The organism is Ruegeria sp. AI2, from assembly GCF_056541275.1.
Window position 1 is genome coordinate 622,007 of record NZ_JBQFYB010000001.1, and the last position, 25,371, is coordinate 647,377.

General features: G+C 57.0%; 23 protein-coding genes. 5 read left to right on the forward strand and 18 right to left on the reverse strand.

What is annotated here, in order from left to right:
- Position 1: 1 nt before the first annotated feature.
- From ACR0LL_RS03065 to ACR0LL_RS03110, 10 genes are all read right to left on the reverse strand, one after another.
- The gene (locus ACR0LL_RS03065) at positions 2–1,159 is read right to left on the reverse strand and encodes an efflux RND transporter periplasmic adaptor subunit (RefSeq protein WP_480583864.1); all 1,158 of its coding nucleotides are present in this window, start codon (positions 1,157–1,159) and stop codon (positions 2–4) included.
- Between the two features lie 249 nt (positions 1,160–1,408).
- Positions 1,409–3,127 (reverse strand): methionine--tRNA ligase, encoded by a 1,719-nt coding sequence (gene metG / locus ACR0LL_RS03070; RefSeq protein WP_480583867.1) that lies wholly within the window; start codon positions 3,125–3,127, stop codon positions 1,409–1,411.
- Between the two features lie 206 nt (positions 3,128–3,333).
- Positions 3,334–4,554, reverse strand: a complete 1,221-nt coding sequence (locus ACR0LL_RS03075; RefSeq protein ID WP_480485858.1) for an MFS transporter — start codon at positions 4,552–4,554, stop codon at positions 3,334–3,336.
- Positions 4,555–4,634: 80 nt separating this feature from the next.
- Positions 4,635–5,231, reverse strand: a complete 597-nt coding sequence (locus tag ACR0LL_RS03080; protein WP_480583870.1) for a YceI family protein — start codon at positions 5,229–5,231, stop codon at positions 4,635–4,637.
- Positions 5,228–6,442, reverse strand: coding sequence for an MFS transporter (locus ACR0LL_RS03085; RefSeq protein ID WP_480583873.1), 1,215 nt, complete (start codon positions 6,440–6,442; stop codon positions 5,228–5,230). The genes ACR0LL_RS03080 and ACR0LL_RS03085 overlap by 4 nt, the downstream gene beginning before the upstream one ends.
- Positions 6,443–6,504: 62 nt before the next feature.
- Entirely contained in the window at positions 6,505–7,125 is a 621-nt protein-coding gene (locus ACR0LL_RS03090; RefSeq protein WP_267364161.1) for an ImuA family protein, read from the reverse strand.
- Positions 7,126–7,173: 48 nt separating this feature from the next.
- The gene (locus ACR0LL_RS03095; RefSeq protein WP_480583877.1) at positions 7,174–7,755 is read right to left on the reverse strand and encodes a retropepsin-like aspartic protease family protein; all 582 of its coding nucleotides are present in this window, start codon (positions 7,753–7,755) and stop codon (positions 7,174–7,176) included.
- A 42-nt stretch (positions 7,756–7,797) separates the two neighbouring features.
- Complete coding sequence (locus tag ACR0LL_RS03100; protein ID WP_209504138.1) at positions 7,798–8,418, reverse strand: MarC family protein; 621 nt, start codon at positions 8,416–8,418, stop codon at positions 7,798–7,800.
- Complete coding sequence (locus ACR0LL_RS03105; RefSeq protein WP_480565080.1) at positions 8,415–8,807, reverse strand: ACT domain-containing protein; 393 nt, start codon at positions 8,805–8,807, stop codon at positions 8,415–8,417. The genes ACR0LL_RS03100 and ACR0LL_RS03105 overlap by 4 nt, the downstream gene beginning before the upstream one ends.
- A complete protein-coding gene (locus ACR0LL_RS03110; protein WP_480583879.1) occupies positions 8,804–10,654 on the reverse strand; it encodes an ABC-F family ATP-binding cassette domain-containing protein in 1,851 nt (616 codons plus the stop codon). The genes ACR0LL_RS03105 and ACR0LL_RS03110 overlap by 4 nt, the downstream gene beginning before the upstream one ends.
- A 107-nt stretch (positions 10,655–10,761) precedes the next feature.
- Here ACR0LL_RS03110 and ACR0LL_RS03115 point away from each other — a divergent pair, with 107 nt between their 5' ends.
- Together ACR0LL_RS03115 and ndk are read left to right on the forward strand one after the other, a co-directional pair.
- Positions 10,762–11,964 carry a multidrug effflux MFS transporter gene (locus tag ACR0LL_RS03115; RefSeq protein ID WP_480583882.1) on the forward strand — a complete coding sequence of 401 codons (1,203 nt, stop codon included), beginning with the start codon at positions 10,762–10,764 and terminating at the stop codon, positions 11,962–11,964.
- A gap of 115 nt (positions 11,965–12,079) precedes the next feature.
- Positions 12,080–12,502 (forward strand): nucleoside-diphosphate kinase, encoded by a 423-nt coding sequence (gene ndk / locus ACR0LL_RS03120; protein ID WP_008757405.1) that lies wholly within the window; start codon positions 12,080–12,082, stop codon positions 12,500–12,502.
- A 59-nt stretch (positions 12,503–12,561) separates the two neighbouring features.
- Here the strand turns inward: ndk and ACR0LL_RS03125 are convergent, their stop codons facing one another.
- Complete coding sequence (locus tag ACR0LL_RS03125) at positions 12,562–12,909, reverse strand: TfoX/Sxy family protein (RefSeq protein ID WP_480583884.1); 348 nt, start codon at positions 12,907–12,909, stop codon at positions 12,562–12,564.
- Between the two features lie 213 nt (positions 12,910–13,122).
- Between ACR0LL_RS03125 and ACR0LL_RS03130 the strand changes: the two genes are divergently transcribed.
- From ACR0LL_RS03130 to ACR0LL_RS03140, 3 genes are read left to right on the forward strand one after another with little or no spacing between them, the layout of a single operon-like run.
- Complete coding sequence (locus ACR0LL_RS03130) at positions 13,123–14,643, forward strand: CHAD domain-containing protein (RefSeq protein WP_480583887.1); 1,521 nt, start codon at positions 13,123–13,125, stop codon at positions 14,641–14,643.
- A 3-nt stretch (positions 14,644–14,646) separates the two neighbouring features.
- Complete coding sequence (locus tag ACR0LL_RS03135; protein ID WP_480583889.1) at positions 14,647–14,991, forward strand: AAA family ATPase; 345 nt, start codon at positions 14,647–14,649, stop codon at positions 14,989–14,991.
- 30 nt (positions 14,992–15,021) lie between these two features.
- On the forward strand, positions 15,022–15,489 hold the full coding sequence (locus ACR0LL_RS03140) for a CYTH domain-containing protein (RefSeq protein ID WP_480583892.1): 468 nt from the start codon (positions 15,022–15,024) through the stop codon (positions 15,487–15,489).
- Here ACR0LL_RS03140 and ACR0LL_RS03145 read toward each other — a convergent pair.
- The 7 genes from ACR0LL_RS03145 to ACR0LL_RS03175 form a co-directional block, all read right to left on the reverse strand.
- Entirely contained in the window at positions 15,486–16,856 is a 1,371-nt protein-coding gene (locus tag ACR0LL_RS03145) for a sensor histidine kinase (RefSeq protein WP_480565059.1), read from the reverse strand. The two genes, ACR0LL_RS03140 and ACR0LL_RS03145, sit on opposite strands and share 4 nt — an antisense overlap.
- Positions 16,849–17,529: a response regulator transcription factor gene (locus ACR0LL_RS03150; RefSeq protein ID WP_267366336.1), complete on the reverse strand. Its 681-nt coding sequence runs from the start codon at positions 17,527–17,529 to the stop codon at positions 16,849–16,851. The genes ACR0LL_RS03145 and ACR0LL_RS03150 overlap by 8 nt, the downstream gene beginning before the upstream one ends.
- A 181-nt stretch (positions 17,530–17,710) precedes the next feature.
- On the reverse strand, positions 17,711–19,147 hold the full coding sequence (locus tag ACR0LL_RS03155; protein ID WP_480583895.1) for a DegQ family serine endoprotease: 1,437 nt from the start codon (positions 19,145–19,147) through the stop codon (positions 17,711–17,713).
- A 749-nt stretch (positions 19,148–19,896) separates the two neighbouring features.
- Positions 19,897–20,496 carry a nucleotidyltransferase family protein gene (locus ACR0LL_RS03160; RefSeq protein ID WP_480583898.1) on the reverse strand — a complete coding sequence of 200 codons (600 nt, stop codon included), beginning with the start codon at positions 20,494–20,496 and terminating at the stop codon, positions 19,897–19,899.
- Positions 20,497–20,527: 31 nt separating this feature from the next.
- The gene (locus ACR0LL_RS03165; protein WP_480583900.1) at positions 20,528–22,945 is read right to left on the reverse strand and encodes a GcvT family protein; all 2,418 of its coding nucleotides are present in this window, start codon (positions 22,943–22,945) and stop codon (positions 20,528–20,530) included.
- A 96-nt stretch (positions 22,946–23,041) separates the two neighbouring features.
- Positions 23,042–24,331 carry an HlyC/CorC family transporter gene (locus ACR0LL_RS03170; protein ID WP_480583903.1) on the reverse strand — a complete coding sequence of 430 codons (1,290 nt, stop codon included), beginning with the start codon at positions 24,329–24,331 and terminating at the stop codon, positions 23,042–23,044.
- Between the two features lie 81 nt (positions 24,332–24,412).
- A complete protein-coding gene (locus ACR0LL_RS03175; RefSeq protein WP_480583906.1) occupies positions 24,413–25,369 on the reverse strand; it encodes a site-specific tyrosine recombinase XerD in 957 nt (318 codons plus the stop codon).
- Positions 25,370–25,371 lie beyond the last annotated feature (2 nt).

Below are 25,371 nucleotides of genomic sequence, written 5' to 3' on the forward strand. Positions count from 1 at the left end.
ATTACTCTCCCGGCTGTTCAGAGGCGACAACCGCGTCAACAGCCACACCGGGACGGACCCGTTGCAGGCCCTCGACAATCACGCTTTCGCCCTCACGCAAGCCTTCGGTAACGATGATGGCGGTACCTTCTGTGTTGCCTGTGGTGATGTATCGCTGCTCCACCATCTGCTTGTCGTTTACAACCAGAACAAAATCACCACGCTGATCGCGTTGCAGCGCAGCTTGCGGCACCAGAACTTGCAAGGTCGGTTGCAACGCTTCGATCTGCACATTCACGAATGCACCGTCCAGGATCAAACGGTCGGCATTTTCGAACTGGGCGCGCATTGTGATCGCGCCGGTCAACGGGTCGATACGATTGTCAACGAATACGATCCTGCCCGTTTCATCCAACTTGGTTCCATTTGGCAGCGTGATATGCACATTGGGGCTTTGCGGGCTGTCCGCAAGAGAAGCTGAATTTGCGCCAACTGCCTGAAGAACCGAAGTGAAAAGTTTTTCGTTCAGAGAGAAATTCACATAGATCGGCGTCTCGCTGACAATGTTCACCAGCGGCGGGTTGGTCGGGCCTACCACATCGCCGACGCTGGTGGTGATGCTGCCGATACGCCCATCAAAAGGTGCGTGGATCTGCGTATAGCTCAGGTCCAGTTCGGCCTGCTGGATCGCCGCATTTGCGGCCTTGACCTCAGCCTCGGCGACCAGTTCGTTGGCCCGCGCGATGTCGCGTTCGGATTCAGGTGTCGCGTCGCGTTTGTAAAGCTCTTCCTTTCGCGCCAGATCGACCTTGGCCAGCTCAAGGTTCGCCTCGGCCCGGTTTAGATCAGCTTTTCGGGCCTCCAATGTCGCCTCGTAAAGGTCCGGCTCGATGGTGAACAACAGGTCTCCTTCCTTGACCGTAGCCCCATCCTCTACATTCCGGCTGTTGAGAAAACCGTTCACGCGGGCGACGATGTCGACCTTATTGATCGCCTGAGCGCGCCCTATGAAGGAAGCCTCGTCGGTGATTTCTTCGGTGAAGGCGGCCGCAATCGTAACTTTCGGTGCCGCTCCTTCGTCCTGTGCAGTTGCAGGTTGGGCCAGTCCCAGGGAAATCAGCAATAGTGCGGTGGCTATTGGATTGCGGGCCTGAGTTGGAAAAGGGAAAACTTGGGACATGGCGAAAGCCTCGTGCATTTCAGAAACAATTGGTGTCCATCCCGGCGGTCACAATCGCGCGAGTCGACAAAACTTGTTTGCAGGATGGCTTGTTTGCCACGAATTCTCAAGCGCGATGAATCCCGCTGTGGTTTGCGATGACGCCAAAAATTTCAGCAACTAAGCTGGTTTAGGTGTCGGCCTGTTCCGAGGTGCTAAACGAAAACAGGGGCCGACAGCCCCCGTTTGAGCTGACGAATACCAGGGTGGTCAGCCGCGTTTGCCGGCGAATTTTGCCTGCCATTCTTCGCGCTGTTCGTCTGTGATCTTGGCAAACAGAACGTCAGGAACGACAAAGTCGTGACCCGCTGGCAGGGCGTTCAACGCTGCGGCCACGTCCTCGGGCCAGCTGGTATCAAGCGTGTTCATGGCGCTTAGCATCTTGGCTGAGGTATCAGGGATGAACGGCGCGCTGAGCACGGCATAGAACCGGATCAGGTTCAGGCCCAGACGCACCTGCGCAGCGGCCCCTTCGGGGTCTTCCTTGAAGGTTGACCACGGCGCTGCAGCTTGCAGGTATTCATTGCCAGCCACCCAGATGGCCCGCAGTTCCTGAGCCGACTTGCGGACGTCCATTGCTTCCATATGCGCCTCATAAGCGCGGACGCGTTTGGTGAGTTCATCGATCAGAGCGTTCTCACGCTCGCCAAACTCACCGCCTTCGGGCACCACCTCACCGAATTTTGAGCGGCAGAACTTGGTGATGCGGCTGACGAAGTTGCCCAGAACATCGGCCAGATCCTTGTTCACGGATTGTTGGAAGTTCTCCCACGTGAACTCGCTGTCGCTGCTTTCCGGCGCATGGCTCAGCAGCCACCACCGCCAGTAGTCGGCTGGCAGAATCTCGAGCGCCTGATCCATGAAAACGCCACGCCCCTGCGAGGTCGAGAACTGGCCGCCGTCGTAATTCAGGTAGTTGAAGGATTTCAGATGGTCGACCATCTTCCACGGCTCGCCCGACCCCAGAATAGTGGCGGGGAAAGAAAGCGTGTGAAATGGCACGTTGTCCTTGCCCATGAACTGGACATAACGCACATCCTCCGCACCCTTATCGGTGCGCCACCAGCGTTCCCACTCGGAATCGGGTTTCCCGGTCGAATCCGCCCATTCCTTGGCACAGGCGATGTATTCAATCGGCGCATCGAACCAGACATAGAAGACCTTGCCTTCCATACCGGGCCAGTCCTGTTCGCCTTTCTTGACTGGAACGCCCCAGTCCAGATCGCGGGTGATCCCCCGGTCTTGCAGCCCGTCGCCATCATGCAGCCATTTCTTGGCAATGGATGTGGTCAGGATCGGCCAGTCAGTTTTGCTGTCAATCCAGGCATCCAGCTGATCCTTCATCGCCGATTGGCGCAGATAGAGGTGCTTGGTCTCACGCACTTCCAGATCGGTCGAGCCCGAAATGGCCGAGCGCGGTTCAATCAGGTCGGTCGGATCCAACTGCTTGGTGCAGTTTTCACACTGGTCGCCACGTGCGTTCTCATACCCGCAATTGGGGCAGGTGCCCTCGATATAGCGGTCGGGAAGAAAGCGACCATCTGCGTTGGAATAGACTTGTTTTTCCGTGACCTCACGGATCAACCCGGCCGCATCAAGTTTTCCGGCGAAATGTTGGGTCAGCTTTTTGTTCTGATCGCTGGATGAGCGACCAAAGTGGTCAAAGCTCATCCCAAAACGCTTGGCGATGTCGGCCTGAATTTCGTACATGTCCGCGCAATACTCGGCCACCGGCTTTCCAGCTTTGGCAGCGGCCAGTTCGGCTGGCGTGCCGTGTTCGTCGGTGGCACACAGGAACATGACCTCGTTCCCCCGGCCACGCTGGTAGCGTGCATACAAGTCGGCAGGCAGTTGCGAGCCGATCAGATTGCCGAGATGCTTGATCCCATTGATGTAAGGGATCGCCGAGGTGATGAGAATCCGAGCCATATTTCGTTTCCGCGTATCTAACTGCGCGTTCGTCTAACCTAAGTCACCGCTCAGCAAAAGCCCGGTTTCGTAGATGACTGGAATAACTCTGATTTGTGACGCGCGCCTGATGGGACGACCAAGTTACCGATGGCCGTTGTAAACCGGTCAGAATGTGGTCAGTCAATATGCAGACTCTGCGCAATGCAGGGCTGCGGGTCCGCTATTCATTCCTCGCGGGCGCGTTTCAGCAACCTTCCGACCGTAAAGGATGTACGTGGTGCGTAGACGTAATTGGTTCTTTCCGCGGGTGTCGGACGCGACCGCATCCGGGCCAGGCCGAAACCGATCAGGAATACGTGGCCGACCGCAACAAATGCAAACAGCGCGCTGGGTCCAAAATCCTGGATCAGTGTTGACGTGATATAGGGTGACGCAATAGCCCCCAGCGCGTACCAGAACATTAGGGCGGCAGACAACTCGACCCTTTGTTCGGTTGTCGCAAAATCGTTGGCATGCGCGGATGACACCGAAAAGATCGGGAATGTCGTGAACCCAAAAAGCGCCGCTGCAAGCATGACACCGACGGTTCCCGTGTCGCTTGCCGCCATTGTGACCCCGCAGCTTAGTACCGCCGCGACCGAAAGCCAGATCAAGACCCAGCGCCGGTCGTATTTGTCCGCGAGCCATCCCATCGGATACTGCGCCAGCGCCCCGCCCAGAACGAAAGAGGCGAGGAAGAAGGCGATTTGATCCACTCCCAACCCGACTTCCTGACCGTAGACAGGCCCGACCATTCGGAAAGATGCTGAACTGAGTGCCGAAACAATGACGCCCGCGACGGCCAACGGCGAACTGTGCCATGCCAGTTTCGGGCGCAGGCGCGGGGCGTCTGGTGTCTTCGGCTGACTTGCGCGTGTTAGTGTCAGCGGCAGCAATGAGGCGCAGCAAAGGATCGCCAAGAGGTTATAGGAAACATACGAGGCGGGTGGCAGGACGGCGATGATCAACTGAGCACTCAGCGAGGCACCCATATCGACGATGCGATAGGTGCCCATGGCTCGTCCACGTGTCTCATTGGTCACTTTTGCATTCAGCCAGGCTTCGATGACGGTGTAACTACCTGCCACACATGTGCCCGAGGCGATGCGCAACGCCGCCCATACATAAGGATTGTCTGTCAGGGTGTGCCCGATCAACCCCATCGCGCCCAGCGCTGTGCATACGGCAAATGCGCGGGAATGCCCGACACTGCCCATCAGACGCGGCGCCCACCAGCAACCTATGAAAAAGCCAAGGAAATGCGCTGAACCCAGCATACCGATCTGTTCGGTCGAAAAGCTTAAGGTGATCCCGGAAATGGCATCAAGTGGCCCGACGCCGCCCGTTGAAAGCTGAAGCAGAATGACCGAAAGAAACAGGGCGGCAAATGAAATGATCGTGCGCATGGTTTTCTCAGATAGGCGGCGTCACCGGACAATGCGCGCAACTATTCGACTTTATCCAGTCGTTTTTTGCTTTTTGTCGATTAGGTTGCACGAATGATCTCGGCACGTATGTCCAGTCCGACGTTTTGTCCTACCAGATCGGGATAACCCGAGGCACCGAAATCGTGCCGGTTCAAAGTCCCGGTCAAACCTATGGTCAGTCGGTTGAGGTCGTTCGCGGCTGTTCCGGGCTGGCGGAATAGGTTGGCATCCAAGGTTATGGGGTGCGTCACATCTCGGATACTCAGTTCCCCCGTGACACGAGCACCATTCGATATGCGCCCATCGGCCCCCAATTGAATGTCAGTCGATACGAATTGAATTGTCGGGTAGGTTTCGGCGCCCAAAACACCGGGGCCGAGCATCGGCATGCGGGCAAAGGGCAAGCGTGTTCTGGCCTTGTTGACATCCAGAACCACTGTGACCCGGCTATTTTGCAGGCGGTGCATGTCAATCTGTACGTCCGCCTGCCGGATCGGCATTGATCCGGTCTGAGGGATACCTGACAGATCAAAGGTAAAACCAACCACGGTGGCTTTCGTTGACAAAATGTATGGCTTCAACGCGGCTTGCACCGTACGGGCCAAAGGCAGAGCCACCATCCCTGCAAGCACCAAGCGGCGGGTCAGGTGTGTCATGCCATGACGGTGTCCCGTCTGGGGCGGGATCTTTTGATCAACATCAGAACGATGGCAATGTTCAGACCGTTCCAAAGAATTCCGTTGACGAAAGCCAGTTGGTAACTTCCGGTGGCATCGTAAATCCAGCCTGACATCCAGCCGCCAAGCGCCATGCCAAGGATGGTCATCATCAAGACGAATCCGACCCGCGCCCCGGCGTCCTGCGGCGGCATGTATTCACGGACAACCAAAGCGTAGCTGGGCACGATGCCACCCTGCGCCAGACCGAACAGCAAGCTGATCACATAAAGTGAGACCATCCCGTCATATGGCAGGAACAGGAACAGGGCGATGCACTGCAAGACTGAGCCGATCAAGAGCGTCATGACGCCGCCCAGACGGTCGGCCAACAGGCCCGAGAGAATACGGCTGGCGACGCCACCTAGCAGCATCAGCGATAGCATTTCAGCCCCCACTGCGGGGCCGTATCCCAGCCCGACGCAATACGACACGATATGGACCTGTGGCATGGACATCGCTACGCAGCATCCAATACCAGCCAGGCCAAGGATGTACTGTAACACGCGTGGTGAAACGCCGACAGTGCGCGCGTTGATCTGGGCTGTGGCCGCGGCTGTGCTGTGTGCTTCGACCGGGACCTGACGACGCAACAGCAAGGACAGGGGGATGACAATTAGCAGCGTCAATAGCGCCAATGTCAGGTAGACCTGTTGCCAGCCATTCCGTAACAGAATGCCGGACAGCAGGGTGGGCCAGATTGCGCCAGAGATATAGTTTCCGCTGGCCACCAATGCGACGGCGAACCCACGCCGCTTCATGAACCAGTGCGAGATATCGGCGATCAAGGGGCCAAACCCGATCGATGTTCCCAGCCCGACCAGCAGATGCGCCGCAGATAGTAGTGTTATATTCGGGGCCAGCGTTGCCAATAGATAGCTGAAGGCGCTTAATACAGCGGCGCCGATCAGGGCGCGTGTCACGCCCAGCCGGTCCACCAGTTGTCCTAGCCACATATTGCCCAGCGCAAATCCGATCATCGTAAGCGTATATGGCATCGAGGCTTCGGCGCGACTGGCGCCGAATTCTGCTTCGACAGTAGGCATGACCACGATGACCGCCCACATCCCTACATTCGCCACAGTTGCGATGGCGAGCGTGATCAGAAGGCGAATCCAGGAATAGCGGCTGTCATGGATCGGATGGCTCATGCGGCGACGCTAGGGTGCGATCCGGAGTTTGGCGAGTCACATCTTGCGTGATCCTTGCGGCTTCACGTCAGAATGTCCTCTGTTTCAATGCGTTTCAGGTGCAGACCGGTGCGGGCAGCGGTCTGAGTGGCCTGCCAGCTGACCGGGGGCAGGGCGCGGGCGCGGCGGCGGGTCAGGGTCCAGTGCCTGGCATCCCCCTGATGGGCGGCGGCCATGTGCCAGCGTGTCTCAACCCCTTGTGCGCCGCCATCACCGGGCGTCAGCAGCAAGCCAAGCGGGGCTTGGCCCATCGTACCGCCTTGTTCTGCGGCCAGATGCATCCGCCGCACCGGCGTCAGCCCCGGCGCGCCGGGCAGGTCGCCTATGATCAGCGGGATGGCCCCGCTGCGCAGCGCCTCTTCAATACACCATAGCAGATCTTCGGCGCGGGTGGGGTGGACGAACAGAAAACGCGCCGGATCAGCAAAGGCCATAATTCCGTCGGGGTTCAGTTGAGCGGGCTCCCACGCGGGGGAAATCCACAGCACGGGACCCTGTGTCTGACCGGCCAGCCAGATGGCAAAGCTGCGTCGGGCGGGTCCGCAAGCTTCATGCACGCGACCCGGTTGCAGGGTGATCTGGGAATGGAGATTTACCCCCGGGACCTGACGTGCAGGTTTGGGACCAAGAAGCTGAGCAGACATGCCCGCAAGCTATCATGTTCCACTTTTGTTCTCAAGAGGTGAGAGGCATCAACGGGACAGGATCAGCTTGCCATCCGCAAACTGAATGCTTGAAAAACGGTGCAGATATTCCATCCCTAAAAGCGATTTATCCAGCTCACCCTCGTTGACCCAGGCCGAAACGTTCTGATCCGTAATGGGTCCTATCGTCAGGGTCTCAAGCCGCACCGGCGCGGTACGCACCTCACCGTTTGCAGTCAAGGCGCGCCCGAAATAGTTCAGCTGATCGGGATCAATGCCTGCCCGTTTGGCATCCCGCGCGTTCAACACGATCTGGCTGGCACCGGTGTCGACAAGAAAGGTGATCAGCTCACCATTCACCAGAACCGGAAGGTAATAATGGCCATCATAAGCGCGGGGAACCTCAACCGAGTTACCGGTGACACTCATCTGCGGCGCGGGAGTGACCGAGGAACGAATATCCTCCCACAGACCGACCAGTGCAATGACCCCGACAAAAATGAACACCCATGCCATGACCTGCTGCAATGTCTTGCCAAGCGACTGCCGATTATGCGTGACAAACCACATCAGCAGCGCCGCCCCCAGCAGGGCCAGATAGATCAGGCGTCCAATATCGAAACTGTCCATGCGGTTACCCGAAAATCCCCTCAACCTTGTGAATATGGGGATTTAAGATGCGAATCCAAAGGCCTTGAGGCCATCAAGAATAAACTGAACAGACAATGCAGCCAGCAGCATCCCAAGAAGCCGGGTCAACACGTTCAGCCCGGTTTTCCCCAAAAGCCGTGCCACGGCCCCTGATGAAAGATACATCACAAAAACCATTGCCAGAACGACCAGCATAACGCCGATGACCACCGCCAGACCCTGAATGCCGGGATGTTGACCGGCCAGTAGGATCATGGTGGCAATCGCACCGGGTCCTGCAATCAGTGGGATGCCCAGCGGAAACACCGACGGGTCCGGATGTTCTTCTTCTTCGGCGCTGTTTTCACGACGTTTGGTCCGGCGTTCAAACAGCATGTCGAGCGCGGTCAGAAACAGAAGAACACCTCCCGCAACGCGAAACGCCTCCATCGAGATGCCGACAAAACCCAGCAACGCTTCGCCAAAGGCCGCGAACATGGCCAGAATGCCGCCTGCCGTCAGGCATGCGCGTATCGCGACAGAGCGGCGCGTGTGCCAATCCATGTTCTGGGTCAGGGCCACAAAAATCGGAGTTTGCGCCGGTGGATCAAGAACCACGAAAAGCGTTGTGAACGCAGTGATCAGAAATGCGGTGTCAATCACTCTTTGCTACTCTGTTGCAGATGTTTCAAAATTTTTAGGGCGTCTTCGGCCCGTCCGGAGGGAACATAAACATGATCGTGGTGATAGCCCGCAACCATGTTCGCCGGAATTCCGGCCTGTGCCAACACCCCCGAGACCGCAGCGGTCAGACCCACGCCTTCGAGCGAGGAGTGCACTTGAAGCGTGATACAACGCATAGCAACCGCCTCTTTTGGTGCGCAATGGAACGGAACGATTAAAGACAGCCCTTCGGCCTCGACATAACTGGCGCGTGTCCCGTCGGGCCAGTCCATATCTTCGGGCCAGACCACAAATGCGAATTCGTCGGGTTGAATTTCGGGGTGCATTCCCGCGATCATCGCTTTGGTTTCAACAACGGGATCGCTCATACCGTTTCTGCCTGTTCCAGTCGCTCGGCAGCGGCGATCCAAAGCGCTTCTGCTTTTTGCATGGCCTCGACCACCTCGGCGAATTTGCGGTTCCAGGTTTCCAGATCGTTGATCTTGTCGTCTTCGTAAAGCGCCGGGTCGGCCAGTTTTGCCGCGAGCTTGTCGTGCATCTCTGTCAGTTTCTCGACCCGGTCCTCGCATTTGCGCAGGTCCGCCCGCAGTGCCAGCATGGTATCGCGCGAGGCGCGTTTGGGCTTCTCTGTTTGCGGCTTTTCTTTCACCGGTTTGTCACGCGCCAGCAAAAGGGCCCGGTAGGATTCAAGGTCACCGTCATAAGATTTGACCGTACCGTCCGAGACCAGCCACAACCGATCGGCAACAAGCGACAGAAGGTGCATGTCGTGGCTGACCAGCACGACAGCGCCGGAATAGGCGGTCAGTGCTTCGACCAGCGCCTCACGGCTTTCGATATCCAGATGGTTCGTCGGTTCATCGAGGATCAGCATATGCGGTGCGTCGATGGTGGCCAGCAGCAGTGACAGGCGTGCTTTTTGCCCACCCGACAGGCGGCCAACCTCGGTTTCCGCCTGAGCCGCATTCAGGCCGAACCCCGCTAAACGCGAGCGCCACTTGCCTGGCGCCTCGTCCGGGCGCAGGCGGCGCAGGTGGTCCAGTGGCGTTTCGTTCACATAAAGCTCGTCCACCTGATGCTGAGCGAAATACCCGATGCGCAGCTTGTTGCTGCGGGCCATCTTACCCGCCATGAGGGGCAGGCGGTCTGACAACAGTTTGGACAGGGTAGATTTGCCCTGACCGTTCTTGCCCAACAGCGCGATACGGTCATCCTGATCGATGCGCAGGTTCAAGCGGCGCAGTACTTCGATCTCGCCATAGCCGGTGACACCACCTTCGATCTGGATGATCGGCGGCGACAGTTCCTCGGGTTCGGGGAAGGAAAACGCGCGCAGCGCGGCCTCTTGCGGGGTTGAGACCAACTGGATGCGTTCGATCATTTTCAGGCGCGATTGGGCCTGAACGGCCTTGGATGCCTTATATCGAAACCGATCCACGAAGCTCTGCAAATGAGCGATGCGGGCCTTTGCCTTTGCATTCTCGGATTCCGCCTGCGCTAGACGTTCCGCCCGCCGTTCGGCGAATTTGTCATAAGGCACGGCGTAATAGGTGAGTTTGCGATCCTCCAGATGCAGGATCGACCCTACGGCACGGTTCAGCAAGTCCCGGTCATGGCTGATGATTATGACCGTGTGCGGATATTTCGCCAGATAGCTTTCCAGCCACAGCGCGCCTTCGAGGTCCAGATAGTTGGTCGGTTCGTCCAACAGCAACAAATCCGGTTGAGAGAACAAAACTGCCGCCAAGGCCACGCGCATCCGCCAACCGCCCGAGAAATCCGAGCAGGGGCGCAACTGGTCTGCGTCGTCAAACCCCAACCCCTTGAGGATCGAGGCCGCGCGGGCCTCGGCCGACCAGGCGTCGATATCGGCCAGCCGCGTCTGGATTTCGGCAATTCGCGTGGGATCCGTTGCGTTGCCAGCCTCGGCCATCAGGGCGCTGCGCTCGGTATCAGCGGCCAGAACAGTGTCGATCAGCGAAACGTTGGACGAGGGGACCTCTTGCGCGACCCCGCCAATGCGGGCGCGCTTGGGGACCGAAATATTGCCCGATTCCAGCGCCAGTTCCCCGCGGATCAGGCGAAAAAGCGTGGTCTTTCCCGTGCCATTCCGGCCCACAAGGCCAACCTTGTGACCGTCTGGTATGGTTGCGCTGGCGCCATCAAACAATGGGCGGCCTTCAACGGCATAGGTGATGTCTTCGATCCGTAACATGGAGCGCTCTTAGCAGAGGTGTGATGCCGCCGCCAGCGGCTTGGCATTTTCAAGCGTCAAGCAATGTGTTAGCGCTGTCTCGTTTGCTTTTTGAAACGGTTTTCCACATGCGCGCGGCCCGGACGCCTCCATCCCTGATCACGTTGATCTTTGCTACGGCGCTGTCTGTACTGACGCTCAACATGTTCCTGCCGTCGCTGGCACATATGAGTGAAGATTTCGCTGTGGATTACGGTCTGATGAACCTGTCGGTCGCGGGGTATCTGGCGGTTTCGGCAGTATTGCAACTGATTATGGGCCCTTTATCAGATCGCTTTGGTCGCAGACCTATCCTTTTGATTTGTATATCAATATTTGTCCTTGCGTCGATCGGATGCACGCTGGCTGGATCGATCTGGGTTTTTCTTGGCTTCCGTCTGCTTCAGGCTGCTGTTGTCGCGGGCTCGGTCCTGTCCAGCGCGTCGATCAGAGACCGTTACGCACCGAATGAGGCGGCAAGCAAACTCGGTTACGTCGCGATGGCCATGGCGCTGGCCCCGATGCTTGGGCCGATGTTGGGTGGGGCGCTGGATATGCTTTTCGGTTGGCGCTCGGGGTTTGTCCTGTACTCGTTGCTTGGGGCAGGGTTGCTGGTGCTGCTTTGGTTCGACATGGGCGAGACCAACACCAACCGCTCGTCCACATTTGGTGCCCAACTGCGCGAGTATCCACACCTGTTCCGTGCCCGCAGGTTCTGGGGTTATGCCCTATGCGCGGCGTTTTCGATTGGGGGGTTCTACAGCTTTATCACCGGTGCGCCGCTGGTTGCCGCAGCGTGGTTCGACCTGAGCCCAGCAACGCTGGGGCTGGGGATTGGCATCATCACCGGCGGGTTCATGGTTGGCAATTTTGTCACCGGTCGGATTGCGGCCCGGACGCGGCTGACGACGATGATCTTGTCGGGGCGGATCGTGGCCTCGACCGGGCCGTTTTGCGGATTGATGCTGTTTCTCGCTGATCAGGGATCGGTCTGGGTCTTCTTCGGCTCGGCAATCTGTGTCGGCTTTGGCAACGGTTTGACCAATGCCAATGCCGCGGCCGGTGTCATGTCGGTACGCCCCGGACTGGCAGGAAGCGCGGCAGGGCTGTCGGGGGCAATGATCGTGGCTTTGGGAGCTGTTCTGACCTCAATGACCGGCGCGTTCGTTAGCCCCGAAAATGGGCCGTATCTGGTACTGGGCATGATGTGGGCCTGTAGCTTTGCTGGCTTACTGGCGGTGCTTTACGTCCGTCGACTGGACCGCGTCGACCCTTTGCCAGACACAATCTGAACTGCAAAGCCACGGGCAAGGCATCATTACACTTTTCATGGGCCAAAGACCGTGATACCCGGCGCGCGATGGATTTCGGCGCGGGTCCCGCGTCACATTATAAGGAGAGGCCGACATGGCACTGGAACGCACATTCTCGATCATCAAACCCGATGCAACCCGTCGCAACCTGACCGGCAAAATCAACGCTAAGTTCGAAGAAGCTGGCCTGCGCATTGTGGCGCAAAAGCGCATTCACATGACCAAAGCTCAGGCTGGCAAGTTCTATGACGTTCATGCCGAACGTCCGTTCTATGACGAACTGTGCGAATTCATGTCGTCGGCTCCGGTTGTTGTTCAGGTTCTGGAAGGCGAAGGCGCCATTGCAAAGAACCGTGAAGTCATGGGCGCAACCAACCCTGCAGACGCAGCCCCCGGCACCATTCGCGCCGAATTCGCGGAATCGGTCGGTGAAAACTCGGTCCACGGTTCGGACGCTCCGGAAACCGCAGCGGTTGAAATCGCATATTTCTTCTCGGGCATTGAGCTGGTCGGCTAAGCCACAGCCATTGCTGACAGATTGGGGCCGCATCCTTGGTTGGGTGCGGCCTTAATCGTTCAGACCTGCCTTAGGTCCTTTGGTGCAACACGAACCCCGATGGCGTCCAGATCTGCAATCATCTGGTTTTCCGGAGCCGCCCCGTTACCGGCTTTGATTGTGTCGAACCTTTCGCGCAGGGCTTTTTTCTCGTCACCCTTGCAGTCGTTCCACGGGCGGCCCTGCAATCCCATCACCAAAACATAGTATCCGATGAAATGTGCCCTGGTGCCGGCGCGCAACAGGCGAGCATAGGCTTCGTCCGGCCCCAGTTCACGCAGCGCCTCGGCCGAATGAATACCAGCGCGGGCGCAGGCCTGTTCAAAGGCGGGGCCAAGGTTTCGGATTGAAGATACTGGTTCGCTCATAGCGGTGTCTTACTTCGGCGCCCGGGGCCTGTCACCCCGTGAATACACTCGGTCGCAGTCATAATGCCTTGATGTCCTTTCGGGTTCCGCCGAGACTGAACAAGAAAACCCAGAATGGCGTTGGGGCAGCCCACCAAACAAAGGGGCGGGCGCGCAAATGACCGTTGAGAAACCTGTAAAGGGGTTTCTGAATTTGAACTGGAAAGGCCTATCATGACCAGATCGTCAGGCGATCAGTTCATTTTCCCAGCGAAGATTGACGAAACGGCACTGGAAAGTGCCATTGCCGGGTTTCCCCCAAAAGCTTCACCCGATAGCCCCGTCAAAGCTTTCGCATTGCTGGATTGTCACGATCAGTCATTGCGCGCCTCCGGTCGTGCTTTGATCCATACCAGCGGGGTGTTGCACCTGCTGCGGAAGAATCATGGCCCTTTGTCTCAGCAATACTCGGGGTATCTGCGGTTTGCGCGGGACTTGCCAGTAGGACCTGTGCAGAAGGCGCTAAGCGACTTTCCTGAACTACGGGCGCTGACGCAGATCGGTGTTGGAGAGATCGAGGCAAAGACCCTTGCCGTGCTTGATGATCAGCAAAAGATTCAAGTCAGGGGAACTTTAACGTACATGTCAACGCAATCAGGGCAGGCGACCATTGTACGAATTCAGCAGTTGCGCGGGTATAAGAAGGCCTATCAGTTGGTCCGTTCTGCTCTCGCCAACATTTCGGGCGGTGTTCGTGACATTGAAACCGTCTATTCCAGTCTGTTTCCAGACATGGTTCCCTATCAGGCCAAGCCTGAAATGAAGATTGGTCAAGCAGAACCTTCCTGCGAAGTCGCTGCAAAAATCATTCAAACATATCTGCGGGTTGCGCGGCAAAACGAAGAGGGCGTGATCGCTGATATCGACACTGAGTTTTTGCACGATTACCGGGTATCGTTGCGCAAGATCAGGTCAGTGATCAGCCTGTTCAAGGGTGTGTTGTCCGAGGCCCAGACGGCCGAGCTGAAGCGGGTCTTTTCCGACCTCATGACCTGTACTGGACCTCTGCGTGATTTGGATGTCTACCTTCTGGAAAAAGACAAGTATTTCAATCTTATCCCGCCGAACCTTCACTCAGGACTGTCCGAGATGTTTGATCAGTTTCAAACGGAACGTACACAAGAGCAACTGCGCCTGTCACGCTGGTTGCGCAGCGCCGACTACACGACGTCCATGACCGACCTGACCGCAATGTTCGCAAGTTCAGATCACTTGGACCTTGGGCCAAACGCGCATCTTGGTGCGTATGACTATGCCTGCGCGCTGATCTGGAAGCGCTATCGCAAGGTGTGCAAACTGGCGCGCGGCATAAGCGACGATAAACCAGACAAGACGGTGCATGACCTTCGTATCGAATGCAAAAAGCTAAGATATCTGATGGAATTGTTTGCCCCACTATTCGACGGGAATAGATTTAAAGTGATCCTTAAGCCGTTGAAAAAACTTCAGGATAGTCTTGGTTTGTTCAACGACTATTCTGTTCAGCAAAATGCGTTGTTGACCTTTGTAGCGTCTCGCGCCGATACGCAAGGCCGCGTAAACGCGCAGATCGGTTTGTCCGTGGGCGGCCTAATCGCTGTGCTTGATCAACGCCAAAAGACGGAAAGAAAGCGCGTTGTCGCAAGTTTCCATCAGTTTGACGGGCAAGAAATCCGGCACATGTTCCGCAGTCTGTTTCACCACAAAAAGGAGTAAGGAATGAAAATCATTGCCTTTTACAGCAATAAGGGCGGTGTTGGACAAACCGCGACTTCCGTGAACCTTGCCTATGTCTGTGTGCAAACCGGTCGGCAGGTTTTGCTGTGCGATCGCGATTCTGGGGATGCGTCTGGGGTCTATTCTCGAGCCGCCAATGAAATCCTTGTTCCTGCCATTCCCACAACCCTGTTCGAGCGGTTATTTGGTCAACTGATTAGCATTTTCGACAAACACAATATGCATCAGAAAAGCTGCGGTCGTTCTTTTCAATGGCGCAGCATCGGGCCTTTGCCAATACTTACGCAGGTCGCGGCGCGGCTGGCAAGCATACCGGGCGCTGTTTGATGAGCTGGAAGAAAGAGTGGGAGCGCTCCGATGAGTACAGAAATTGAGCGCAAGTTTCTGGTGGCAAATTTACCGGACTTGAGCCGCGCAGAAAAAGCAATGGTGCGTCAGGGTTATCTTACCTCTCCGGAGGATTCGACCGAATTGCGCCTGCGGCAAAGGAACGATGTGTTTTTCCTGACCTTGAAAGGGGGAGGTGATCTTGTACGTGTTGAGCGTGAGACAGTGATAACCCGAGACCAGTTCGAAACTTTCTGGCCGGAAACCCAAGGACGCCGGGTCGAGAAGGTACGTTACACGGATCAAATGCCGGACGGCCACCAGTTCGAGCTGGATGTTTTCTCAGGCGGCCTGGAACCCCTGCGTTTGGTTGAGGTTGAATTCCATACCAGTGAAGCCGCAAATGCTTATGTCCCACCGGATTGGTTCGGTGCGGAAGTTACAGGCGATAAACGGTATAAAAACACGATATTGGCGGTAAACGGACTGCCGGATTAACTCTGAATTGCCAGATTGATCGTGGTTTCCAGACCCGGGTCGCAGTTTCGGGCTGCGAATGTCCCGCCATGCATATGGGAAATCGCGGCAACCAGTGCGAGCCCCAATCCCGCGTTGCGTTCCGTCCGCGCCGGATCAAGCGTAACGAAGGGAAGCTGAAGGCGATCCAACTCTCCGGGCGGAACACCCGGACCACGGTCCCGAACCCGCAATTGGGCAAATCCGCCTTGGGTACCGATTGAGATCGTGATTGCGGTATCTGCCGGTGCATAGCGCATAGCGTTTTCCAGCAGATTGGAAAGAGCCTGCGAGAGGAGGGGCCGGTGCCCCTGAATAGCTGGGGCAGAGCCCGTAACCTCAAGACGGATGTCCTGATCCGCGGCTACCGGATCGTAAAGCTCTACGACATCGCCAACCAGTTGCTGCAAGTCAATGTCTTCGAATTGCTCGCGACCCAGACCAGCCTCGGCCCGCGAAATTTCGGTAAGCTGTCCCAAGACCCGCAAAACATGGTCGATTTCTCCCGTTGCCCGCGCAATGTCGATTTCGCGGTCCAGATCGCTTTTGCCGGGCTCGGAAAGGGACTCGACACGTTGACGAAGGCGGGACAAAGGAGAGCGCAAATCATGTGCGATCGAGTTCGAGGTAGTGCGCAGATTACTGACCAGCTCTTCGATCCTGTCGAGCATGTTGTTCAGCGTTCCAGAGACCTGATCGAACTCGTCCCCGGTTCCGCGCAGGGGCATCCTTTTGGAAAGATCGCCGGAAACGATGTTTTCGGCTGTGCTTGCAATGTCCGACAGGCGTGAAAACACCAGGCGTGTGAACAGCCAGCCGGTGATCACGCTCAGAACAAATGCTATCCCTAGCGCCAGTGCCAGAGATCGGAACAATACACGGTCGAATTGTTGACGGGCCGCCGCATCCCGTCCCACCAGAAGGCGTTCGCCACCGGGCAGGCGGATCGATGCCGCCGAGATAGGCACCAGTTGGTCATTGTCAGCCCTGCGCAACTCAAGGTCGACCCAACCGCTTCCGGCGGTCACATTGACCGGCCAGGTTTTCAGGTTACCCACAAGCTTGACGCCTTGCCGATCCGCCAGAAGATACAGCGCGTCTCGGTCGGGCGCGCTTGGAAGACGGCGTTCGATCGCTGTGATCAGCCCGATCAGCCCGCGCCGTTCATATTCATCTGCAAGCCCGGTCAGTTCGGCGGACACGACTGATCGGGTCTCGGATTCGATGCTTCTGTTGGCCGTCACATAGACCAATGCCAGCACGGACGCGGTCAGGAACGTGCTTAGCACCATGCTGGTGGCGACAAGTCTTGTTCGTGAATTATTAAGGGAAAGCCGAAGGTTATCCATCGGACATCATGTAACCTGCTCCGCGAACAGTTTCAATCAAAGGTGTGTCTCCGCCTTCATCCAACTGGCGGCGCAGCTTTGAGATGTGAACATCCACAACGTTGGTGTTCGGGTCGAAATGATAATCCCAGACGCCCTCAAGCAGCATGGTACGCGACACGACACGGTTCTTGCGGCGCAGAAAGAATTCAAGGATCTGGAATTCACGGGGCGTCAGCGTGATCTCATGGCCGTCCCGCGTAACCTTGCGGGTCAGAAGATCCATTTCAAGATCCTTGCAGGTCAGAGTCGGCGTTTCCTCGGATTCCTGCGGACGTCGCAACAGGGCTTCGATCCGTGCATGAAGTTCCTGAAACGAGAAGGGCTTGACCAGATAATCGTCGGCGCCTGATCGCAATCCTTTGACGCGCTCGTCCACTGCGCTCATGGCCGTCAACATCAAGACCGGTGTTTTCAACCCCGCCGCGCGGAGGGATTTGATCAGCGACAGCCCGTCCAGACCGGGAAGCATCCTGTCCAGCACAATGGCGTCAAACCCGCCATCCGTTGCATGGTACAATCCCTCTCGGCCATCAGCAGCCGTTTCGACCACATAGCCTTCTTCGCCAAACCCCTTGGCAATGAAATCCCTGGTGTCAGCGTCATCTTCGACGATCAACAGACGGCGGCTCATGATCTGGCTCCTTTTCCCTTGGGATTTAAACACATTATCCAAACAAAGCCCATGGAATGCAGAATATCTTGCCGGGTGCTGGGCACGCACCCGGCAAGCCCGACGGACAGCGGACAACTCAGGTCCGCCGGGTGAGGCGCGCGCCGGATCTCCCCATCAAGCGGCGCGCGCATAGTGTTGGTCAGACCAGTTCGACGGCAACGAAGATCTGGCTGCCGGCCCGATTGATCAATACCAGTGCCGGGTCTGTCTTTTCGCTGTCCAGTGCCGCCTTCAGCGCTTCGGGTGTGAACGTGTCTTGGTTGCCCAGTTTGACGATCACATCACCACGTTGCAGACCCGCCCGAGCCGCAGGGCTGTCCGGTTGCAGGTCTGTGACGACCACACCTTCGACGGCTTTAGCGATACCTGCCTCGGCCCGCACCTTTTCGGTCAGCGGGGTCACGGTGACACCAAGCGACGTGCCTGCCGCCTCGGATTCGACAGGGGTGTCGGACTGAGCCGCCGCTGCCTGATGCTGGCCAACGGTCAAAGTGACCGTTTCCTGTTTGCCATCGCGCAGAATGGTCAAATTACTGGCGGTGCCGACCTTGGTTGTGCCCACCAGAATGGGCAGGTCACCACTGGAGTCTACGGCTTCGCCGTTGAAGGACAGGATAACATCGCCTTGTTCCAGAACTCCGTCAGCGGGGCTGTCGGCGACAACATCTGCCACCAGTGCACCCGAGGAGGCATCAATTCCCAGCGCCGCCGCAAGCTGCGGGCTGATATTCTGGATAGATACACCCAGCCACCCACGGCTGACCTGCCCGTCATCCTGCAGATCGGCCGCAATATGCTCAACGATGTTCGAGGTTACGGCAAATCCCAGTCCGACAGATCCGCCACTGGGGGAATATATGGCCGAGTTCACGCCAATTACTTCGCCGTCCATGTTGAAAAGCGGGCCACCGGAGTTGCCCTTGTTGATGGCGGCGTCCGTTTGAATGAACTCGGCATAAGGCCCGTCCGAGATATTGCGACCTTTGGCCGATACAATGCCGGTAGTGACCGTCGAACTCAAACCAAACGGGTTTCCGATCGCTACGACATCTTCGCCTACGCGGATTGCATCGCTGTCACCCAGTTCGACAGCTTGCAGGCCCGGGCCTGCATCGATCTTCAAGACTGCGATGTCTGTAAGCGGGTCGGTGCCAACCACCTCGGCCTCAAATGTTCGGTCATCACTTAGGCGAACGGTTACAGTCGCGGCATTGTCCACCACATGGTGATTGGTGACGATATAACCGGCTTCATCCAGTACAAACCCTGACCCGAGCCCTTGTGCCGGCCCGCGTTGAGGCATGTTGAACCCTTCAGGCCCACCAAAGCGCTTGAAGAATTCCCCAAACGGATGACCGTCGAAATCAAAATTCTGCCCCTGTGCGGGGCTTGGGCCGGCCTTTTGCTCGGCAATGATGGTTACAACCGAAGGGGAAACGGATTCGACAAGATCGGCAAGCGCCTCATCCGCCATCGAAGGTAAAGCGGTTGTGGCCAGCATAGCTGCGCCCAATGCGCTGACCCCCATCCAGTTGGATGTGCGGGGAAGTAAAAGCGAAGATTTTCGGATGCTCATTTCTGTCTCCTGGTTTGATCACGCAATTTCCGTTGCGCGTTGAGACATGAGATGCACTGGCAGGATTGGGGTTTCCTGACTGATCAATTAATAAATCTTAATTTTGCCACAAAGCGGGTGTTTTGTGGCGAAGGACGTTGATCAGGATTCGCTGATTTAACCGGGTAGGTCGAAGGCGAATCGGAGGATTGTTGCCAAAACGGACGTCAAACTTTCAAAAAAGTTGAATTTTCTTTGTTTTGTTGACAATGCTTTCACTGAATAGTGGGGAAAAGTGCTGCTCTTCCAATGGTTGTGGGCGAGTCCGGGAGTCATCGGACTTGACGCTGTAACTTTGCTGACAGGCAGCTGAATGGGTGCATAAGTTTGCGCTTAATCCCGAATCGTTGATATGCGCACCGGACTTGGATCGCCTATAGGTTGAGCAAGCCGTGGAGCTATGTTGCCTAAAAGCCAAATCGAGGTGCGCGAAATTAACCTATTCTTCCAATTTTACGTTGTTTCTAAGGATCGGATAAGTGAGGATGAAATTGCCCAAGTGAGGGGAAGCCAAAAGCGCTAGGGGGCGCTGGCGGCTAACTCAGTTACCGGAAGTTTTAGCGGCGTGTTAACGAGGGGGTCTTGTTTAGGTTTAGCGGCTAGGGAACCAGAGCGTCTTTAAGACCTATTGGTCAAACTTTTGGAATTGTGGAAAGTGGTAGTCCTGTATTGGGCACCGGCCCGGTCGATATCGACCGGGCCGTGTTTATTCAAGAAGTGCGCTTCTTGCACCAAGCATCCCAATCTTCCGGCGTATCCAAATCCAAAACCGCGTTTTGACCGGGTAGGGCTTGCAGGAATACGCCACCCTGTTGTGACCGAACCACCGTCTGCGCGCCGTGATCGCCGTGCAATGCCAAGAGCTGACTGAAAAGCGTCCGATCGAAGATCACCGGGTGCCCGGGCTTTCCATCTGCGGTTGTTCCGCGCCAGATTACATTGTCGGGATGTAATTGACGTGCATTCAAGATCGTTCTCAGATCAGCCTGGGTCAGGTCAGGTAAGTCGGCCAGCAAAACCATGACTGCGGGTGCGTCTACAGGAAGGTATTCTATGGCGTTGCGCAAACTGGCGTTCATTCCCTCTGCCGCGTCCGGAACCGGAACGGTCTGAACATCCAGTCCCGCAAGTGCATCATATCTTGGGTGTGGACGCGGTGGCAGGGCGACAAGGACAGGCGCCACACCACGCGCAAGGGTCGCAGTGCGGGTCAGCAGTGGAATGCCATCGATTTGCTGCAAAAGCTTGTCCAACCCGCCCATACGACTGGATTGACCGGCGGCAAGCAGGATGATTGGGATTTCGGTCATTGTGCCTCACTGCCGTCAGTCATGTGTGCTGTCATCCCCTCATGCGTGTGCCATCTGGGTCAAACAAAGGTGTCGAGATAACCTTCGCTTTGCGCATCTGCCCCAGAATCTCGATTTCAACCCCCAGACCATCTTCTATGCGCCCGGACGGCAGAAAGCCCATGGCGACGGATTTTTGCGCAAAATGAGAATAGCCGCCGGAGGTACAGAACCCGACAACCGAACCATCCAGCCAGATCGGTTCATAGGCGTTGACGTCTGCATCGTCTGTTTCAACCTCGAAGGCTGCCAGCTGGCGGGTGGTTCCGTTGGCCCGTTCTGATTCCGCTGTATCGCGGCCGATGAAACGGGTGTTTTTGTTGAAAGCAATGAACCGGTCCAACCCCGTTTCTGCGGCGGTGTAATCTGGCGAATATTCCCGCATCCATGAGCCAAAGAACTTGTCTAGCCGCAGGCTCATCATTGCGCGCATTCCGAACGGAACAATGCCGTGGGGTTGTCCGGCCTCCCACAGCGTCCACCAAAGCTGACGCTGCGCTAAGGGGTCGCAATAGATTTCATAACCAAGATCACCCGTATAGCTGACACGCTGAACGATACAGTCGGTCATGCCGACAGTCATCCGGCGCACGTTCAGGAAGTTGAAATCGGCCAAGTCGTCTCGGGTGCAGGCTGCCAGAACTTGCGTTGCCTTCGGGCCGGCAATCTGGAAGCCGTTCAACCGGTTGCTGACGTTTTCAATTCTCACGCCGTCCTGAGCGTTTTGCTGGAACCACCGCATGTGGAAGGCCTGACTGCCATAAGACGCCGTAAGCTGGAACTCGGTGTCAGTCAGGCAGGAAACGGTGAAATCACCGATTAGCTTGCCCTTGTGCGACAGCATCGGGGCCAAAGACAGCCGACCGGGTTTCGGAATGCGGCCAGCCATGATCCGGTCCAGCCAGTTCCGAGCATCGGGTCCGGTGATGCGGTATTTGCCGAAATTGTGGACTTCGTTGATACCCACAGCTTCACGCACCGCCCGCACTTCGCGCCCTGTCGCCGCGAACGCGTTCGAGCGGCGGAAGGATGGCGTTTCAAACCCCGGCTCATTTTCCTGAGCAAAATAGTTTGGGACCTCAAGGCCGTATTGCTGCCCCCAGACCGCGCCCAGCTCGCTGAAGATGTCATACATTGGTGTTGTGCGGTTGGGGCGCGCGGCAGGTAGTTCTTCGTTCGGATAGGCGACGCTGAAGCGTTTCTGATAATTCTCGATGACTTTGGGGCGGGTGTAACCTGGGCTGATCCAGTCTCCGAAGCGGGCAACATCCATGGCAAACACATCGCGCTCGGGCTCGCCTTCGATCATCCACTGCGCCAGCGTCAGGCCAACGCCGCCACCCTGACTGAACCCGGCCATGACACCGCAGGCCGACCAGTAGTTGCGCATTCCGGGTACAGGGCCGACCAGCGGGTTGCCATCAGGGGCAAAGGTAAACGGCCCATGGATCACCGATTTTATCCCAGCCTCAGCCAGCACGGGAAAGCGGCGATATGCGAATTCGATACTGTCGGTGATCTTGTCATAGTCATCGGGCAGCAACTCGTGCCCGAAATCCCACGGGGTGCCGTCTACTGCCCAGGGCTTGCAGGGCTGTTCGTAGAACCCGATGCACAGGCCACGCCCTTCCTGCCTTAAATAGCTTTCACCTGCCGGATCCATGACATGGGGATGCTCGCCACCCGCATCGATAATTGCTTCGATCTGTGGGATCGCGTCGGTGACAAGATATTGATGCTCCATCGGGTGCAGGGGAAAATAGACACCGGCCATGGCGCCAACTTCACGTGCCCAAAGCCCGCCTGCATTAACAATGTGTTCGGCATGGATTGTGCCCTTGTCGGTGACGACATCCCAGCTTCCATCGGGGCGCTGGTTGGTTTCACGCACCATACAATGGGTTTCAATTGTGGCACCGCCCATTCGCGCGGCCTTGGCATAGGCATGGGTGGTGCCTGAGGGGTCCAAATGTCCATCCAGCGGATCATAAAGAGCACCGATAATTCCGTCGATATTTGTAATGGGCGCGATCTTTTTGATTTCTTCCGGGCCGACGATTTCTGTTTCAAGCCCCATGAACCGATGCTTGGCGCGTTCCGCCAGCAGCATATCAAACCGGTCCTGATTGTCGGCAAGTGTCACACCGCCCACGTGGTGCAGGCCACAGGACATGCCGGTGATCTGTTCCAGTTCTTTATACAGCCTGATCGTGTATCCCTGTAGCGCCGCCATGTTGGTGTCGCCGTTGAGGGTGTGAAACCCGCCTGCCGCATGCCAGGTCGATCCGCTGGTCAGTTCGGACCGTTCCAGCAACATGACGTCCGACCACCCGAGCTTGGTCAGGTGATAAAGAACCGAACATCCGACAACACCGCCACCAATGACGACCACCTGGCATGTGTTTTTCATACGCTCCTCCTTTTCTGGTAGGACGGTGCAGATCAATGGCAAAGCATTCTGTCAAACGAGCGACAGAGCGCGTCGTTTTTGTCTAGCGTCCAAACCCTATAAGGGCCGCACTTTCAGGGCTGTGATACGATTGCCTTCGCGTGCTGTAACCTCGAACCGGAAGCCATGGAACGAGAACACTTGCCCAACAACCGGGATCATCTGGGCTTCGTGGATGACCAGACCAGCAAGAGTGTTGGCTTCTTCATCCGGTAGCGACCAGTCCAGCGCACGATTGACATCGCGAATGGTCATAGCACCTTCGACAAGGAATTGGCCATCATCCGTCCGCACGACCGGCACCTCTTCGGCGATATCGAACTCATCGGCGATTTCGCCCACGATTTCTTCCAGAATATCCTCAAGCGTGATCAGTCCACGCAATGAGCCGTATTCGTCCACCACCAGCGCAAAATGACCATGCATCCTCAGAAACTCGCGCATCTGGTCATCCAGAGTTGTGGTCTCTGGAACGAAATAGGGGGCATTTGCGACCTTGCCGATGTCGAAGCTGGCCAGCCGGTCGGTGCCGCCATCGCTGCTGCCAGCCTGTGCATACATCGCGCGGAACAAGTCCTTGGCGTGAACAACGCCAACTATGTTCTCCTGCTCGTCCCTGAAAACAGGCAGACGAGTGTGAGGGCTTTCAAGGCATTGCCTCAGGATAGCTTCGGGTGGGGCGTTCGCATCGATCATTTCGATGTTGGAACGGTGGAGCATGATCTCTTCCACCGTGCGGTCGCCCAGATCCAGTGCGCCGAGGATGCGGTCGCGATCTTCTTTTTCGACAACCCCTTCCGAATGGCCCAGTTGCAGGGCGCCTGCGATTTCTTCGCGCACGGCCAGAATGTTGCTGTCAGGATCGATCTGAACTCCGAACAGGCGCAATACGCCACGCACTAACAAACGTACGGCCGCGACAACAGGCGAAAACACGGTCACGACCACGCTGATGATCGGCGCAACGGCCGCAGCGGCCTTTTCGGAATTGGTGATGGCGTATGTCTTGGGCAGCACTTCGGCAAAGATCAACACCAGAAAGGTCATGACCAGGGTCGCCAATGCCACACCGCTTTCGCCAAAAAGACGTGTGAACAACGCCGTCGCCAGTGACGCGGCCAGAATGTTGACGAGGTTGTTGCCCAGCAGAACCGACCCGATCAGACGTTCGTTGTCGTCGGTGATTTCCAGAGCCTTTTTGGCCCCGCGCGATCCCTTGTCGGCCTGAGCGCGCAGTTTCCCCCTAGATGAGGCGGTCAGCGCCGTTTCCGAGCCCGAGAAAAATCCGGACAGGATAAGCAGGAACAGGATAGCGCCGGTCGTAAACCAGAATGCGCCGTCGATCATAGAAGGTAAGGGTTCCATTGGTCCTTGATAGGTTTGTGTACTGCATCCGTTATGGGGACGTCGCCCCGCTGGATCAAGGTCTTAGCCCTTGTCCCCATTGCGGTCTTTGCTCAGCGGGTGATGTTGCAACACCAGTTCCGCCAGACGTTCATTCAGAACATGCGTATAGATTTCTGTCGTCGCTACGTCTGCATGGCCCAATAACGTCTGGATCGATCTCAGATCAGCGCCGTTGGCCAGCAGATGCGTAGCGAATGCATGGCGCAGCGTGTGTGGTGTGACTTTTTCAGAAGAAACACCGCCGCGTACAGCCAGCTCTTTCACCAGCAAAAAGAACCTGTGCCGTGTCAGATGACCGGACTTGCCGCGTGATGGGAACAGAAAGCGCGAGCGCTGAGCGCCTTTTTCCGCGGCCAGATCCTCGGCCTCGTCCCGCGCGGTCAGCCAAGCGGCCAAAGCATCCCGGGCCGGCGGCGACAAGGGGACCATTCGCTCCTTCCCCCCTTTTCCCAGCACCAGCAGCATCCGGGGGTCGCCACGGGCCGAGGAGACGGGCAGGGAGACAAGTTCAGTCACCCGCATTCCGGTAGCGTACAAAACCTCCATCAGGCAGGTGTTTCTTAGCCTGTCAGATTCGGTTCTCCCGGTTTTTCGGGCAGCCTCCAGCAAACGATCAACTTCGGGCACATCCAGCGTCTTGGGCAGCCGTTTCTGCCGGCCGGGACCTTTGATCTGAATGGCAGGATTGGTCGCGCGCCAGCCTTCCTCGAAGGCAAACCGGTACAGCTGCTTGATAGCAGACAAACGCCGTGCGCGGGTCGAACGTGACAAGCCCAGTGCATCGCAGTCGATCAGGTAGGCTTCGATCAGGTCGCGATCTGCCTGATCAAATCCGGATTTCTTGCGGTCCAGCCATTCGGCAAAATCTTTCAGGTCGCGCCCATAAGCCAGCAGCGTATTGGTAGCCGCGCCTAGCTCTGCCGCCTGCGCCTGCAAGAACGTTGAAATCCACAGCGAACCTAATGCCGGAGAGCCCATGA